The 15,750-nt window shown below is 73.2% G+C and carries 13 protein-coding genes; 12 read left to right on the top strand and 1 reads right to left on the bottom strand.

Features of this window, described 5'->3' with window-relative positions:
- The first annotated feature begins 19 nt into the window (after positions 1-19).
- Together ABFX46_RS08360 and ABFX46_RS08355 are read left to right on the top strand one after the other, a co-directional pair.
- Entirely contained in the window at positions 20-1,642 is a 1,623-nt protein-coding gene (locus ABFX46_RS08360; protein WP_346040776.1) for a long-chain fatty acid--CoA ligase, read from the top strand.
- A 191-nt stretch (positions 1,643-1,833) separates the two neighbouring features.
- Entirely contained in the window at positions 1,834-3,444 is a 1,611-nt protein-coding gene (locus tag ABFX46_RS08355) for an RNA polymerase sigma factor (protein ID WP_346040775.1), read from the top strand.
- A gap of 22 nt (positions 3,445-3,466) precedes the next feature.
- Here ABFX46_RS08355 and ABFX46_RS08350 read toward each other — a convergent pair whose 3' ends face one another.
- Entirely contained in the window at positions 3,467-4,222 is a 756-nt protein-coding gene (locus tag ABFX46_RS08350; protein WP_346040774.1) for a MerR family transcriptional regulator, read from the bottom strand.
- A 62-nt stretch (positions 4,223-4,284) separates the two neighbouring features.
- Here ABFX46_RS08350 and ABFX46_RS08345 point away from each other — a divergent pair, with 62 nt between their 5' ends.
- The 10 genes from ABFX46_RS08345 to ABFX46_RS08300 all read left to right on the top strand — a co-directional run bounded on the left by ABFX46_RS08345 (position 4,285) and on the right by ABFX46_RS08300 (position 15,742).
- Positions 4,285-5,265 carry an adenylate/guanylate cyclase domain-containing protein gene (locus ABFX46_RS08345; RefSeq protein ID WP_346040773.1) on the top strand — a complete coding sequence of 327 codons (981 nt, stop codon included), beginning with the start codon at positions 4,285-4,287 and terminating at the stop codon, positions 5,263-5,265.
- 317 nt (positions 5,266-5,582) lie between these two features.
- Positions 5,583-7,139 (top strand): N-acyl-D-amino-acid deacylase family protein, encoded by a 1,557-nt coding sequence (locus ABFX46_RS08340; protein ID WP_346040772.1) that lies wholly within the window; start codon positions 5,583-5,585, stop codon positions 7,137-7,139.
- Between the two features lie 79 nt (positions 7,140-7,218).
- Positions 7,219-8,268, top strand: coding sequence for an ABC transporter substrate-binding protein (locus tag ABFX46_RS08335; RefSeq protein ID WP_346040771.1), 1,050 nt, complete (start codon positions 7,219-7,221; stop codon positions 8,266-8,268).
- 2 nt (positions 8,269-8,270) lie between these two features.
- Positions 8,271-9,830: a sugar ABC transporter ATP-binding protein gene (locus tag ABFX46_RS08330; RefSeq protein WP_346040770.1), complete on the top strand. Its 1,560-nt coding sequence runs from the start codon at positions 8,271-8,273 to the stop codon at positions 9,828-9,830.
- Entirely contained in the window at positions 9,823-10,767 is a 945-nt protein-coding gene (locus ABFX46_RS08325) for an ABC transporter permease (protein ID WP_346040769.1), read from the top strand. The genes ABFX46_RS08330 and ABFX46_RS08325 overlap by 8 nt, the downstream gene beginning before the upstream one ends.
- Entirely contained in the window at positions 10,764-11,729 is a 966-nt protein-coding gene (locus tag ABFX46_RS08320) for an ABC transporter permease (RefSeq protein ID WP_163063019.1), read from the top strand. The genes ABFX46_RS08325 and ABFX46_RS08320 overlap by 4 nt, the downstream gene beginning before the upstream one ends.
- Positions 11,729-12,886, top strand: a complete 1,158-nt coding sequence (locus tag ABFX46_RS08315) for a M20 family metallopeptidase (RefSeq protein ID WP_346040768.1) — start codon at positions 11,729-11,731, stop codon at positions 12,884-12,886. Before ABFX46_RS08320 ends, ABFX46_RS08315 begins: the two co-directional genes overlap by 1 nt.
- Positions 12,883-13,626 carry an MBL fold metallo-hydrolase gene (locus ABFX46_RS08310; protein ID WP_346040767.1) on the top strand — a complete coding sequence of 248 codons (744 nt, stop codon included), beginning with the start codon at positions 12,883-12,885 and terminating at the stop codon, positions 13,624-13,626. The genes ABFX46_RS08315 and ABFX46_RS08310 overlap by 4 nt, the downstream gene beginning before the upstream one ends.
- Positions 13,623-14,534, top strand: a complete 912-nt coding sequence (locus ABFX46_RS08305; RefSeq protein ID WP_346040766.1) for an IclR family transcriptional regulator — start codon at positions 13,623-13,625, stop codon at positions 14,532-14,534. Before ABFX46_RS08310 ends, ABFX46_RS08305 begins: the two co-directional genes overlap by 4 nt.
- Positions 14,531-15,742 (top strand): alanine racemase, encoded by a 1,212-nt coding sequence (locus ABFX46_RS08300; protein WP_346040765.1) that lies wholly within the window; start codon positions 14,531-14,533, stop codon positions 15,740-15,742. The genes ABFX46_RS08305 and ABFX46_RS08300 overlap by 4 nt, the downstream gene beginning before the upstream one ends.
- The last annotated feature ends 8 nt before the right edge of the window (positions 15,743-15,750 follow it).

Below are 15,750 nucleotides of genomic sequence, written 5' to 3'. Positions count from 1 at the left end.
CGTTCTCGCAGGAGGCGCCGTGTTCAGTACCATGCAGGACTTTCCGCTGACGATTACCACGATCATGCGCTATGGCGCGGGGGTCTTCGGCGATGCCGAAGTGTCCACCTGGACGGGGGACGGCGCCCGGCGCCGGACCTACGCGGAGGTCGGTGAGCGCGCCGCCCGGCTGGCGGGGGCGCTGCGCGGCCTCGGCGTGGACGGCGACCAGCGCGTCGCCACGTTCATGTGGAACAACGCCGAGCACTTGGAGGCGTACCTCGCGGTGCCGTCGATGGGGGCGGTGCTGCACACCCTCAACCTGCGGCTCTTCCCCGACCAGCTCGTCTACATCGCGAACCACGCCGAGGACCGGATCGTCCTCGTCGACGGGTCGCTGATCCCGCTGCTGGCGCCGGTGCTGCCGCAGTTCAAGACCGTCCGGCACGTGGTCGTGGTGGGGGACGGCGACACCGCGCCGCTGGAGGGCGCGGGCAAGGAGCTGCACCGGTACGAGGAGCTGCTGGCCGCGGCGCCGGCGGAGTTCGACTGGCCGGAGATCGACGAGCGGTCGGCGGCGGCCATGTGCTACACGAGCGGCACGACCGGGAACCCGAAGGGCGTCGTCTACTCGCACCGGTCGGCGTACCTGCACTCGATGGCGACCTGCACGGGCAACGCGATCGGGCTGAGCGCGTCCGACATCGTGCTGCCGGTGGTGCCGATGTTCCACGCGAACGCCTGGGGCATGCCCTACGCGGCCGTCATGGCGGGCGCGTCGCTGGCCATGCCGGACCGGTTCCTGCAGGCCGAGCCGCTCGTCCGGCTGATCGAGGCGGAGCGCCCCACGGTCGCCGGGGCGGTGCCCACGATCTGGTCGGACGTCCTGCGCCACACGAAGGAGCACGGGTCCGACCTGAGCTCGCTGCGGCTCGTCCCGTGCGGCGGGTCGGCGGTGCCGGCGGCGCTGATGCGCGGGTTCGACGAGATCGGCGTCCGGATCGTCCAGGCGTGGGGGATGACGGAGACGTCGCCGGTCGCGTCGGTGGCGCACCCGCCGGTGAACGCCTCCGAGGAGGACGCCTGGCGGGCGCGTGTCAGCCAGGGCCGCGTCCTCGCGGGCCTGGAGATGCGGATCGTCGGGGACGGCGACCGGGTGCTCGCGAACGACGGCGAGGCGGTGGGGGAGGCCGAGATCCGCGGGCCGTGGATCACCGGCGCCTACTACCTCGACGAGGACCCCGGGAAGTTCCACGACGGCTGGCTGCGGACGGGCGACGTGGGGACGCTGTCGGCGGACGGCTACCTCGTCCTCACCGACCGGGCGAAGGACGTCATCAAGTCGGGCGGCGAATGGATCTCCTCGGTCGAGCTGGAGAACCACCTGATGGCGCACCCGGACATCGTGGAGGCGGCCGTGGTCGGCGTCCCCGACGACCGGTGGCAGGAGCGCCCGCTCGCCTCGGTCGTGCTGCGGGAGGGCGCCGAGGCCACGCCGGAGGAGCTGCGCGAGTTCCTGTCCGACCGGATCCCGAAATGGCAGCTCCCCGAGCGCTGGTCGTTCATCGCCGAAGTCCCCAAGACGAGTGTGGGAAAGTTCGACAAGAAGGTGCTCAGGCGCCGGTACGCGGACGGTGACCTGGAGGTCAGGCACGTCGGCTGACGGGATTCTGACCCGGAGTCACGGGACGCGTCGTCACGGAGAGAGGCGATATCTCACCCGGGTGTTACCTTAATGGTGGATTTCGGGAGATGATGTGGTGCAGATGGGGTCCGCGGGTGTATGCAAGGTGGGCTGATTGTCCGGATGACCCTCGTGGGGGCGGACCCCTCATGCCGCTGCCGGGAGCGTGAATGCCCAGGTTGTCCACCTCCGCACACTCGGCCGACCGTGACCTGGTCAAGGGGCTGAACGAAGGCGACGAGGCCGCCCTCGCCGCGCTCTACGACGAGTACGCCGAGCGCCTCTACGATTACGCATCGTCGATGACGGGCGATGAGAAGCTCGCCGCCGACATCGTCCACGACACGTTCATCGACGCGTCCCGCCGCGCCCCCCGGCTGCGCGACCACCTGCACCTCGGCTCGTGGCTGTACGGGGCGGCGCGGCGCCGCTGCGTCCGGCGGGGCCGCGCGAAGGTGCTGTTCTGGGACCGGGACGGCGAGTTCTCCGACGCGCCGTTCGTGGACCGTGCCGACGACGACGAGCTCGGCCTCGAATGGCCGCCGCCGGACGAGCTGCACGGCCTGCTCCGCGCCTGCCTGTCCCGGCTGGAGCCCGTCGACCAGGAGATCATGGTCCTGGTGTTCCGGCACGGGCTGCGCCCCGCCCGGCTCGGGGCGGCGCTCGGCTTGTCGCCGCGGCGGGCCGCGATGCGGGTGCGCCGGGGGCGCGCCGAACTGGAGGCCGCGCTCCAGCAGGTGATCCGCGGCACCGAGCGCGCGTGCGCCGCCGGACCGGCCGCGACCGGGTCCGAGCGTGAGCCCGAGCCGACCGCGGTCGCCGTGCTCGCCGCCCGCGCACCGGCGCGGGAGGAGCCCGCGCCGGCCGTCCCGTCCCGTCCGGCCGGGGGGCTGGCGCGGATGCTGCGGCGGCGGGGCGACGACTCCCCCGCCGACCCGGGGATCGAACGGCACGTCGCCGACTGCCTCGACTGCCTGCGGCGCGGCCGGGTGTCCCCCGCCGCGCTGCTGCGCCGCGCGCCCGCGCCCGTGCTGCCGGCCGCGCTGCGGCACCGTGTCATGCACACCGCCACCGACCCGGAGCTGGCCGGCTACCGGGCCGACATCGCGGCGCGGGGCGGCGCGCTCACCCCGTCCGGCCTGCCGAGCCAGCCGGACGTGCCGTCGCCGTTCACCCGGCGCTGGCTGTTCACCGGCGGCGGCATGGCGGGCGCGCTGGTCGCGGCCGTCATCGCGGTGCTGGTGATGGGCCCCGGCATCGGCAGCGGGACGCTGTCCTGGCCGCCGTTCCGGACGCAGCCGCAGCCGTCGATCACCCATGAGTCCCCATCGGACGGCGGTGGCGGCGGGCGGCCGACCCAGGGGACCGGCGGGGGGCGGCAGACCCGGCCCGCGCAGCCGCCCGGGCCGCAGCCGACCGAGCGGCAGGACTCCGAGCACCCGACGAGCCCGCCGGCGACGCCGTCGCAGCCGGCCGACCCGCCCGCGAAGCCGGGCGTCCTCGTGGTGAACCCCGCCAAGGTCGAGATGTACGGGACGAAGACCGCGCACGTCAGCCTCGCCGCCAGCGGCGGCCCGGTCTCCTGGACGGCGATGACGTCGACGAGCCAGCTGATCCTGTCGGAGATGCAGGGCGGCATGTCCGACGGCGACACGACGAACCTGACGCTCACCCTCCGCACGGCGATCATCGGCCTGCCCGGCCAGGGGACGCTCACGTTCACCGACTCCGAGGGCGCGCCCCACCAGGTGACGGTCGTCTGGGGCGCCACGCTGCTGTGACGCCGTGGTGGCCGCGGCCCGGTCAGTCGCCCGCGGGCCGCTCCCGGAGCATTTCGAGCCGCTCGCCGAGCGCCGCCTGGACGCGGGTCTCCATCGCCCGCGCGATGAACGGCTCGACGACCATCTTCACCAGCGGCCGCATCCGGCGGACGACGGCGGCGACCTCCGCGACCTCGTCGCCGTCCGGGACGGGCTGCGCCTCCAGCCGGCCGAAGACGTGCTCCTGGACGAGGTTGACGAACCGCCCGGCGATCACATCGCAGTCGTCGCGGATCTCGGCGGCTATGTCGAGCACCGAGTCCAGCGGGATCCCCGCCGCGACCAGTTCGGCGCCCACATGGAGCAGCCGCGGGCTCGGCACCCGGAACTTGTCGCCCTCCGGCTCGATCAGGCCCAGTTCGACGGTCCGCTGCTGGATGCGGACGATCTCGTCCTCGTCCAGGCCGGTGCCGAAGATCTCGACGAGCTCCTCGTAGGTCGTCGTGCCGGGGATCTCGTCCGACCAGGGGTCGGTCAGGACCTTCTCCAGCCCGAGCACCTCGCCGACGTCCTTGCCCGTCTCCCAGGCCGACAGCAAGTCCTTGATGATCGCGAACGTGTAGCCGCGGCCGAGCAGCTGGCCGATCAGCCGGAGCCGCGCGAGGTGCGAGTCGTCGTACAGGCCGACGCGGCCCTCGAGGCGCGGCGGCGGCAGCAGCCCCCGGTCCTGGTAGGCGCGGATGTTGCGGACGGTGCTCCCGGCCAGCCGCGCCAGCTCGTCGATTCGGTACTCGGCCATGTTCCCGCGATCTTACTCTGGCCCCATTGTGACATCGATCGATGGCACATAGGCTTGCCGCCATGGCGGACGACATCGAGGAGACCCTCCTCGGCGGCCCCCTGCGCTACACGCGCAAGGAGGTCGAGGCCCTCTCGGGCGTCACGGACGACTACGCGCGCCGCATCTGGCAGGCCCTCGGCTTCCCGGCCCCGCCCGACGACGAGGTCGCCTTCACCGACGGCGACGTCGCCGCGCTCCACGAGATCAAGGACCTGCTCTCCCACGCCATGGTGGACGAGGAGATGGTCCTCCAGCTGGCCCGCGCCGTCGGCCAGACGATGGGCCGCCTCGCGAGCTGGCTCGGCGACGTCTGGCTGGCGCGGCTCGGCGAGCTGCCGTCCGACGAGCCGCTCACCGCCGACGCCGTCACCGCCGCGCTGCTGGCCACCGAGGAGCTGCGCCCGGCGTTCGAGCGCCTCCTCCTGCACGGCTGGCGCCGCCAGCTCACCGCCGCCGGCATGCGCGCCGCCGCCACCACGGCCACCGCCCACGCCGACCCCGCCGCCGGGCTCGCCCACCTCGCGGTGGGCTTCGCCGACATCGTCTCCTTCACCCGCCTGAGCAGCCGCCTCGACAGCGACGCCCTGGCCGCCTTCATCGAGCGCTTCGAGTCGACCGCCGCGGAGATCGTCGCGGAGGCCGGCGGCCGCATCGTCAAGACCCTCGGCGACGAGGTCCTGTTCGTCGCGCCCACCCCCTCGGCCGCCGCCGAGATCGGCCTGCGCATCGCGGAGCGCTTCAACGAGGACCCGGCCTCCCCCAAGATCCGCGTCGGACTGGCCTACGGCGAGGTGATCCAGCGCCTGGGCGACGTCTTCGGCACCCCGGTCAACATGGCCGCCCGCCTGACCTCCACCGCCTACCCGGGAACGGTCCTGGTGGGCCCGGCCCTGGCCGCCGCCCTCCCGAAGAGCGACTACGACACCTCGTCCCTGCGCCCCCGCCCCCTCCAGGGCCTGGGCCGAGTGAAGCCCCACCTCCTCCGCCGCCCCCGCCCCTAACCGTTGACCTGCGGCGTGTTGTTGTTATGCGGGCCCGCATAACAACAACACGCCGCAGGTGAACGAGGCTCGGTCAGAGGGCGGGGGTTGATGTCGGCGGCATGCCGCGCTCCGTGTGACCACGTCCCAGCCACGGCGGGTGTTGGCCTGCGCCCGGTTCGGAGCACGTTCCTGGGTAACGTCGCAGGTCGGAGGGGTGGTTGTGCAGTGCAAAATGATGTGTTGCAAATCTGGTGCGAGGCCCTGGGGTGCGCCTAGCCTCCCGGATTACCGGGATGGAAGTCCGGTTACGCGCTCTCTGGGGTGAATGAGGTCCAATGTACGATCTGCTGGTTCGCGGGGGGACGGTGCTGGACGGCACCGGCGGCCCCGGGCGCCGTGCGGACGTTGCCGTCTCCGCGGGCCGGATCGTCGAGGTCGGCGTTCTGCCGGGGGCGCGGGCGGTCGCGGAGATCGACGCCGGCGGTCGGTACGTCATGCCGGGCTTCATCGACACCCATGTGCACGGTGACGCGGCCGTGTTCGACCGCGACGTACAGCTCGCGGCGCTCCGGCAGGGCGTGACCACCTTCGTGCTCGGGCAGGACGGCGTGTCCTACGCGCCGGCCGGTCCGGAGACGCTGCGGTACGTCGGACGCTACTTCGCACCGGTCAACGGCACCCATCCGGGTTTGGACGGCGGGCCGGTGTCGGTGGCGGAGCTGCTCGCCACGTACGACCGGCGCGTTCCGCTCAACACCGTGTACCTGCTTCCGCACGGGACGATCCGGCACGGCGTCATGGGCACCGCGCGGCGGGCGCCGGACGCCGGGGAGCTGGCCGCGATGCTCGCGCACGTCGAGCGGGGGCTGTCGGAAGGCGCGGCCGGGCTCTCGACCGGGCTGGAGTACGTGCCCGGCGCTTACGCGGAGGCGCAGGAGATCGCTTCCCTGTGCGCGCCGGTCGGCGCGGCCGGTCTGCCCTACGTGACCCATATGCGCGGCTACGAGGCCGAGGCCGCCAAAGCGATGGCCGAGGTGCTGGAGATCGCGCGGGCCGGCCGGGTGGCCCCGCACGTGTCGCACTACCACGGGCCCGGGGACGAGCTCATCGGCCTCGTTGACGGCGCACGGGCGGCGGGCATCGACCTGACCTTCGACAACTACCCCTATCTGCGCGGGTCCAGCACGCTGACGCTGGTCACGCTGCCCTCGTGGCTGCCGATCGCCGATCTCGACGCGACCCTCGACGCGCTCGCCGACGCGGCCGTCCGGGACCGGCTGGAGACCGAGTGGTTCGCGCACCGGGCCGAGGTGTGGCCCCGGATCACGCTGTCGCACGTCCCGGCCGGTGAGTTCCGGTGGGCCGAGGGCATGACGCTTCCGGACGCGGCGGAGCGGGCCGGGAAAGGCCCCGGCGAGTTCTGCTGCGATCTGCTCGTCGCCACGCGGCTGGAGGCCGGGTGCGTGTTCGGGCAGCCGCCGACCAACAGCGAGGAGTCGGTGCGGGCGCTGCTGCGGCATCCCGCGCAGACGACCGGCTCGGACGCCATCTACCAGGGCGGGCACCCGCACCCGCGGGGGTGGGGCGCGTTCGCGCGGCTGCTGGGACGGCATGTCCGGGAGCTCGGCGACTGGACCTGGGAGCAGGCCGCCGTGCACCTGGCCGGACGCGCCGCCGAGCGGTTCCGCATGCACGACCGGGGCCGCGTCGAGGCGGGGCGCGCCGCCGACCTCGTCGTCCTCGATCCCGCCACCGTCGGAGACCGCGCCACCTATGAACGGCCGCGAACGCCCGCCGTGGGCGTCGAGCACGTGATCGTGAACGGCGAGATCGCGCTGCGCGACGGCGTCCTGGAGGAGGCCGCGCCGGGGCGTGCACTGAGACCCGCCTGACCCGCCTGATCCCCCACATTCCCCCCGCCCAGTTCGCCGGGGCCCGGCCGGGCCCCGGACAGTCACAAGGAGTACCCCCATGATCGGTAGGTTCACGCGCGCCGTCGTGGCCGTCACGGCGCTGGGCACGCTGGCCGCCACCGCCGCGTGCGGCGTCGACTCCGGCGACGAAGGCTCGTCCGGCGGCGACAAGTCCAAGGCCCTCAAGGTCGGCTGGTCCACCATCTACCTGACGCCGTCGTGGATGCAGCAGACCGACAAGATGCTGAAGGAGGACGTCGCGAAGCTGAAGCAGGACGGCAAGATCGCCGACTACCAGGTGTTCAACGCCAACGGCGACACCTCCCAGCAGATCGCCCAGATCCGGGCGATGATCCAGCAGAAGTACGACGTGATCCTGGTGGACGCCGGGTCGTCCACCGCGCTGAACCCGGCGATGGAGCAGGCCGTCGACGCGGGCATCACGGTCGTCAACTTCGACAGCCTGGTCACCTCCGAGAAGGTCGTGCGCGTCGGCACCGACCAGAAGGAGTGGGGCCGGATGATGGGCCAGTGGCTCGGCGACGAGCTGGGCGGCAAGGGCGAGATCATCGCCTTCAACGGCCCGGCCGGGGTGGCGGTCAGCGAGGAGCGCTGGTCGGGCGCCGAGGAGGCGCTGAAGAAGTTCCCGGACATCAAGGTCGTCGCGAACATCCACAGCGAGTACAACCTGGCGCCGGCGGCGCAGGCGTTCGCGTCGGCGTACTCGGCGAACCCCGACATCGACGGGGTGTTCGCGCAGGGCGGCGCGCTGTCGGCAGCGGCGATGCAGACGCTGCTGAAGCAGAAGAAGAAGCTCGTCCCGATCACCGGCGAGAACTACAACGGCTTCCTCAAGATGTGGAAGGAGCACAAGGCCGACGGGTTCTCCTCGCTGTCGACCGCGCAGCCCAACTACCTCGGCGTGATCGCGCTGCGCGCGGCGGTCGCGAAGGCGGGCGGCGCGACCGTGCCGAACCAGATCATGGTCCCGCTGCCGGAGATCACCGACGAGAACCTGGACCAGTACGTCAAGCCGGACCAGCCGGACGACTCCTACCCGATCCAGCCGCTGCCGCAGCCCGAGATCGACAAGCTGATCGGGAAGTAGCGATGACGCTCCTGGCCGTCGAGCAGGTCTCGAAGTCCTTCGCGGGCAACCGCGTCCTGCACGAGGTGAGCTTCGACGTCCGCGCCGGTGAGGTGCTCGCCCTCGTGGGCGAGAACGGCGCGGGCAAGAGCACCGTGCTGTCGCTCGTCACGGGGATGCTGGCGCCCGATTCCGGACGCGTGGTGTACGAGGGGGAGCCCGTGCGGGACTGGTCCCCGCATCGCGCTCGGGCCGTCGGGATCGGCTCGGTGCACCAGGAGCTCAGCCTGAATCCGCACCAGAGCGTCGCCGAGAACGTGTTCCTCGGCCAGTGGCCGGCGCGGCGCGGGCTCGTCCTGCGCCGCGACCTCGCCCGCCGCGCCCGCCCGCTGCTGGACCGCGTGGGCCTGGACGTCGATCCGCTGACCCGGGCGGGACGCCTCCCGCTCGGGCAGCAGCAGCTCGTCGAGCTGGCGAAGGCGCTCGCGTCCGGACCGCGGCTGCTGATCCTGGACGAGGCGACGTCCGCGCTGGACGACGACCAGGTCGGCGCCGTGTTCAAGGTCGTGGACGAGCTGCGCGCGGCGGGCTCGTCCGTGATCACCGTCAGCCACCGGATGGGCGAGCTGTTCGCGATCGCCGACCGGCTGACCGTCCTCAAGGACGGCGCGGTCATGGCCACCCGAGAGCGGGCGGAGACCGACCACGACGACATCGTCCACCTGATGATCGGGCGGGAGCTGTCCGACCTGTTCCCGCCCAAGGCGGCAGAGCCCGAACGGCCCGCACCGGCCGAACGGCCCGCGGAGGCCGCGCGGTCTGCGGGGCGCCCGGCGGAGAAGGCGGTGCTGAGCGCGCGGGGGCTGACCGTTCCCGGCGCCTGCGCCGGTGTCGACCTGGACCTGGAACCCGGCCGGATCATCGGTCTCGGCGGGCTCCAGGGGCAGGGGCAGCGCGCGGTGCTGCGCGCGCTGTTCGGGCTCGTCCGGCACACCGGGCGCATCGAACTGGACGGACGGCCCGTCCGCCTGGCGTCCCCGCGCGAGGCGATCCGCCGCAAGATCGCCTACGTGCCGGAGGACCGCAAGGTCGAGGGGCTGCACGTGGCGCAGACCGTCCGGGCCAACCTGGCCCTCACCAACCTCGGCACCGTGACGCCCGCGCGGCGGCTCACCACCGTGGACCGCCGCGCCGAGGCCGCGCTGGTCGCCGACCTGATCGAGCGGATGCGGATCAAGGTGGCCGGCCCCGAGCAGGAGGCCCGCCGGCTGTCGGGCGGCAACCAGCAGAAGGTCGCGCTGGCCCGCTGGCTGCCGGCCGAGCCGCGGATCCTGCTGCTCGCGGAGCCGACGCGCGGCATCGACGTCGGCACCAAGCGCGAGATCTACCACCTGCTGCGCCGGCTGGCCGGCAGCGGCGTCGCGGTGCTGGTCACCTCGGGAGACACCATGGAACTCGTCGGCCTGTGCGACGAGGTCGCCGTCATGTACGAGGGCGCGGTCGTGGACCGGCTGTCGGGCGGCGACCTCACCGAGGAGCGGCTCGTCCGCGCCTCCGTCACCGGGACGGTGGCCCATGCCTGACAGGCTGACCGGGGTACTGCGCGGCAATCTGGACGTGGTCGGGCTCGGTGCGCTGCTGGCCGTCCTGCTGGCCGCCTACAGCCACTACGACTCCGAGGTGTTCACCCCGGCGTCCATCACGATCCTGTCGGCGCAGTTCCTGCCGCTGATCCTGGCGGCGATGGGGCAGAGCACCGTGATGCTGGCGGGCGGCATCGACCTGTCGCTCGGTTCGGTGCTGGCGCTCGCGATGGCGGTGTTCGCCGTCCGGGCCGAGGACGGCGTGCTGACGGCCGCCGTGCTGGCACTGGCCGTCGCCGCCGCGACCGGCGCCGCCAACGGCGTGCTCGTCGCCTTCGCCGGGCTGCCGCCGATCATCGTCACGCTCGCGGCGTCGTTCCTGTGGGGCGGCGTCACGCTGGTGGTGCTGCCGAAGCCGGGCGGCAGCGTCCCGTCCGGGCTGGTGAAGGCCTACAACAACGGCTGGAACGGGATCGCGCTGCCGTTCGTGGTGATCGTCCTGGTGCTGCTGCTCTGGAAGATCGTCCGGACGACGCGGTTCGGGCTGTCGCTGTACGCGGTCGGCGGCAACGAGCACGGCGCGTACGCCAGCGGCATCGCCACCCGCAAGGTGAAGATCTCCGCCTACGCGCTGGCCGGCGTGTTCGTCGGGCTGGCGGGCATCGGGCTCGCCGTGCAGACCGGTTCCGGGGACGCCACGATCGGCGCCCCGTACACGCTGAACTCGATCGCCGCGTCGGTGCTCGCCGGGGTCAGCTTCTTCGGCGGCGTCGGCCAGATGCGCGCCACCGTGCTCGCCGCGCTGCTCATCGGGCTGCTGGCGAACCTGCTGCTGTTCACCGGACTGTCGCCCTTCTACCAGCTGATCATGCAGGGCGCGGTGCTGATCGTGGCGATCGCCGTCAAGACGTTCGCGACGAGGGAGAGGACGGAATGATGACCGCGTTGCCGCGCACGGCCGTCGCCGCCGTGCCGAAGGTGCTGCGGGACAACCGTCCCGCGTGGGCGTTCGGCGTGCTGATCGTGACCTGGGTCGCCGCGATCCTGTTCGCGAAGGGGTTCGACAGCGTCTCCAGCGTCCGCTACCTGGTGCAGACCGCCGCTTTCCTGGGGATCGTCGCGATCGGCCAGACGCTCGTCGTGATGATGAGCGGCATCGACCTGTCGGTGTCCGGGGTCGTCGCGCTGTCGGCGGTGGTGTGCGCGCAGGTCGCGTCCGGGTCCGGCGGGCCCGCCGGGATCGCGGTGGCGCTCGCCGCGAGCCTGCTGGTCGGGCTCGCGAACGCCGCGGGGGTGACGTGGCTGCGGGTGCCGCCGATGGTGATGACGCTGGCCACCGGCACGATCGTCGCCGGCGCGCTGCTGGTCTACACCCAGGGATCGCCGAAGTCGGCGCAGGTGCCGCTGCTCGCCTCGCTGGCCAACGACCGGGTGGCGGGCGTGCCGCTCGCGTTCGTCCTGTGGATCGGGATCACGGCGGTCGCGGCCTGGCTGCTGCACGCGTCCCGCGTCGGACGGTACGTGTTCGCGCTCGGCAACGGGGAGCGCGCTTCGCGGGCCTCCGGCGTGCCGCTGGCGCGGACGGCGTTCATCGCCTACGGGGCGTGCGCCGTGCTGGCGGGGGTGTCCGGGCTGGTGCTGCTCGGGTTCACGTCCACCAGTTCGCTCACGATGGGCAACCCGTACCAGCTGCTGTCGATCGCGGCGGTCGTGCTCGGCGGGACGTCCATCCTCGGCGGACGCGGGCACGTGCTCGGCACCGTCGCGGGCGCGCTGCTGCTGACGCTGCTGACCGCGCTGCTGGCGGCGTGGAACATGTCGGAGGGCGTCCGGCAGATCATGCTCGGGCTGCTCATCATCGCGCTGCTGCTCGCCTACGCGCGGGAACGGCGGTCCTGATGACGGCATCGGGGGAGCTGCTCGCGGCGATGGTCGGCATCGCCAGCGTCAATCCGCGAGGCGGGCCCGTGACGGGCGCGGGGGCCGGGCCCGGCCTCGGGGAGGCGGCGGTCGCGCGGTACGTCCGCGATTGGCTGGGCGCGCGCGGCGTGCGGGCCGAGCTGCGGGAGGTCCTGCCGGGACGTCCCAACGTGGTCGCGACCGTGCCGGGACGCGACCCGCGCGTGGTGCTGCTCGAGTCGCACCTGGACACGGTGGAGACCGGCGGCATGACGATCGACCCGTTCGCGGGGACGATCCGGGACGGCCGGCTGTACGGGCGCGGCGCCTGCGACGCGAAGGGGCCGCTCGCCGCCTTCATGCTGGCCGTGGCGGAGCTGGCGGCCGGTGATCCGCCGCCGTTCGGCGTCGTCCTGGCCGGGGTCGTGGACGAGGAGCACGCCTACCAGGGCGTCCTCGGCCTGATCCGCGACCTCGCGGACGCGTCGGTCGTCGGCGCGATCGTGGGGGAGCCGACCGGGCTCGTCCCGGCCACGGCGCACAAGGGCTGCGTCCGCTACACCGTCCGGACGCTCGGCGAGGCCGGGCACAGCTCGCGCCCGGACGAGGCCGTCAACGCCGTCACCCTCATGGCCCGCGTGATCGACCACATCGGCGGGGCGGCACCGGGCGTCCCGCCCCATCCGCTGCTCGGCCCCGCGACCCGGTGCGTCACCCGGGTCCGCGGCGGTGAGGGCCCCAACACCGTCCCCGGCCGCTGCGAGATCGACATCGACCGCCGCACCCTCCCGAGCGAGGATCCCCTCCAGGTGTGGAAGCGGGACAGGGAGGAGCTGGTCGCGCTCATTCCCGGCCGCGTCGAGGTGGACGAGCCCTTCACCGTCGACTACGCGCTCGACACGCCCGCCACCAGCCCGGTGCCCGCCGCGCTGTGCCGCGCCCTGGCGGCGGCCGGGCGCCCCGCGTCCGTCCAGGGCATGCCGTTCGGCACCGACGCCAGCAAACTCGCCCGCGCCGGCATCCCCTCGGTGGTCTTCGGGCCGGGCTCGATCGCCGACGCGCACTCCGCCGACGAGTCGGTCGCGCTCGCCGACGTCGACGTCGCCGCCCGCCTGGTCACCGAGACCGTCCGCTCCCTCTCCGGGGGGCCGGCGTGAGGCTGACGCAGCATGTCGAGCTCGTCGGCAGCGGTGGCGCCGGGTTCGACCTGACCGATGCGCTCGACTGCCACGTGTACCTGGTGCGCGGGCCCCGGGGCGCGGCGTTGATCGATGCGGGGGCCGGGGCGTCCGCGGGGCTGTTCGCGCGGCGGCTGCTCGCGGCGTCGGGGCCCGCGCGGGAGCGGCATCTGCTGCTCACGCACGGGCACGCCGATCACGCCGGCGGGGCGGCCGAGGCGGCGCGGCTCGTCCCGGACCTCGATGTCCGGGCGGGGGCTCCGGCGGACGCGTGGATCGCGTCCGGGGCGGAGCGGATGCTGAGCGTCGATCGCGGGAAGGCCTCCGGGGTGTATCCGCCGGAGTACGCGTTCACGGCGTGCCCCTCGGTGCGTCCCATCGGGGACGGGGAGCGGATCGACCTCGGCGGCGGAGTCGTGCTCACCGCCGTCGCGACGCAGGGGCACGCCGACGGGCACACCTGCTACCTACTGGACGCGCCCGAGGGCCGGGCGCTGTTCTCCGGCGACTGCGTGTTCACCGGCGGACGCGTCTCCCTGCAGAACGTGCACGACGCGCGCGTCCCCGAGTACGCCGCGAGCCTGGAGCGGCTCGCCGAACTGGAGATCGACATGCTGCTGCCGGGCCATCATGAGATCTCGCTCGCCCGCGCCGGGCGGCACCTGGCCGCGGCGCGGGACGTCCTCCGCCGCGGCCTGCTTCCCGGGAGCACGACATGACCACTGACCAGGACGAACGCAATGACCAGCCCCGACGGCGGGCTGCGTCGCCCGGTGGGGCGGCACCCCGTGAGCGGGAGAAGCCCCGCAACCAGTCGTCGTCGCTGCGCCGCGCGCTCGCGGTGCTCGACCATGTGCGCGAGAACACCGACACGCGCGGCGTCTCGCTGACGCGGATCGCCGACGACCTCGGGATCAGCAAGAGCACCGTGCTGCGGCTCGCGCAGCCGCTCATCGACGGCGACCTGCTCACCCGCGACCGGGAGACGGGCTGGTTCCGGCTCGGGCACGGGGTGCTGCGGCTCGGGCAGGCGTACCTGTCGTCGCTCGACATCCGCTCGGTCGCCGCCGACCCGCTGCGCCGCCTCCAGCACGTTGTGGGGGAGACCTGCCACCTCGTCGTCTACGACGCCCTCGAAGTGCTCTACATCGACAAGGTGGAGAACGAGCACAACGTCCGGATGGCGTCCCGCGTCGGGATGCGCATGCCCGCGTACCGGACGGCGGTCGGCAAGGCCATCCTCGCCTGGCTCGGGGACGAGGAGTTCCAGGCCGTGGTCGCGGCCGGCATGCCGCCCGCCACCGAGCGGACGATCACCGACCCGGCGCGGCTCGCCGCCGAGCTGGAGCGGGTGCGGCGCACCGGATACGCCGTGGACGACCGGGAGAACGAGCCGGAGGTCCGCTGCGTCGCCGCACCGGTCTTCGACCACAACGACCGGGCGGTCGGCGCGCTGAGCGTGTCCGGGCTGACGTCCCGGATGACGCCGGCGCGGGTCCGCGAGGTCGGCCCGATGGTGGAGCGGGCGGGCTTGGAGATCTCCCGCGTGCTCGGCTCGACCCGGCCGCGCCGCCGCCGTATCGAAGGCCGTACCGAAGGCCGTACCGAAGGAGGGAACCAGCCGTGAGCATCACCGTGCCGGCCGAGCACGTGGACTGGCGGACGAAGGGGCTGTGGCAGCCCGCGCCCGTGCCGCTGGAGGAGTTCGCCGCCGCCCGGCATCCGCTGTTCGGCGGGCCGTTCACCTGGCCGGTCATGGTGGCGCGGCGGACGGCGCTGGAGCACAACATCGCCGCGCTCGTCGCGTTCTGCGCCGAGCACGGGCTGGCGTTCGCGCCGCACGGCAAGACGTCCATGGCGCCGTCGCTGTTCCGGGCCCAGCTCGACGCCGGCGCGTGGGGCATCTCCGCCGCGACCGCCAACCAGGTGCTCGCCTACCGGACGTTCGGCGTCCCCCGCATCCTGCTGGCCAACGAGCTGCTCGACCCGACCGCGCTGCGCTGGCTCGGCGGCGAGGTCGACAAGGGCATGGAGTTCCTGCTCTACGCCGACTCCGCCGAAGGCGTCGCCGCGATCTCGGCGGCGGCCGGGGAACGCCCGTTCCAGGTGCTCGTCGAACTGGGCCACGCGAACGGGCGGACCGGCTGCCGGACCGTCGAGCAGCTGACCGAGGTCGCCCGCGCCGTCGCCGCCGCGCCCGGCACCGAGCTGGCCGGGGTCGCCGGGTACGAGGGCGGGCTGCCGGACGTCGCCTCCGCCGGCGCCTACCTCCAGGGCCTGCGGGACGCGACCGTCGCGCTGTCGCCGCTGCTGCCGTCCGAGGTGATCGTCACGGCGGGCGGCAGCGCCTACTTCGACCAGGTCGCCGAACGGCTCGCGGGCGATTGGCTGCCCGGCCACGACCTCACCGTGGTCCTGCGGAGCGGCGCCTACGTCTCCCACGACGACGGCATCTACACCGAGCGGACGCCGTTCAACCGCGTCCCCGGGTCGCTGGACGCGGCACTGGAGATCTGGGCGCAGGTGACGTCCGTCCCGGAACCCGGCCTCGCGATCGTCGGGATGGGCAAGCGGGAGGCGCCCTACGACGCGGGACTGCCCGTCCCGCTGCGCGTCCGCCGGCCGGACGGCACGATCCTCCCCGCCGAGGGGCTCCGCGTCACCGCCACCAACGACCACCACGCCTATCTCGCGGTCGAGGGTCCGGCTCCGCGTCCCGGCGACCTGATCTGCTTCGGCGTCTCCCACCCGTGCACGGCCTTCGACAAGTGGCAGGTCATCCCGGTCGTGGACGACGACCACACCGTGACCGACCTGATCCGCACGTACTTCTGAGAGGACGA

Source organism: Actinomadura chokoriensis, from assembly GCF_039529475.1.
Taxonomy (GTDB): domain Bacteria; phylum Actinomycetota; class Actinomycetes; order Streptosporangiales; family Streptosporangiaceae; genus Spirillospora; species Spirillospora bangladeshensis.
The sequence above is the reverse complement of the archived record's forward strand: the minus strand, read 5'-3'. Positions and strand labels throughout refer to the sequence as shown.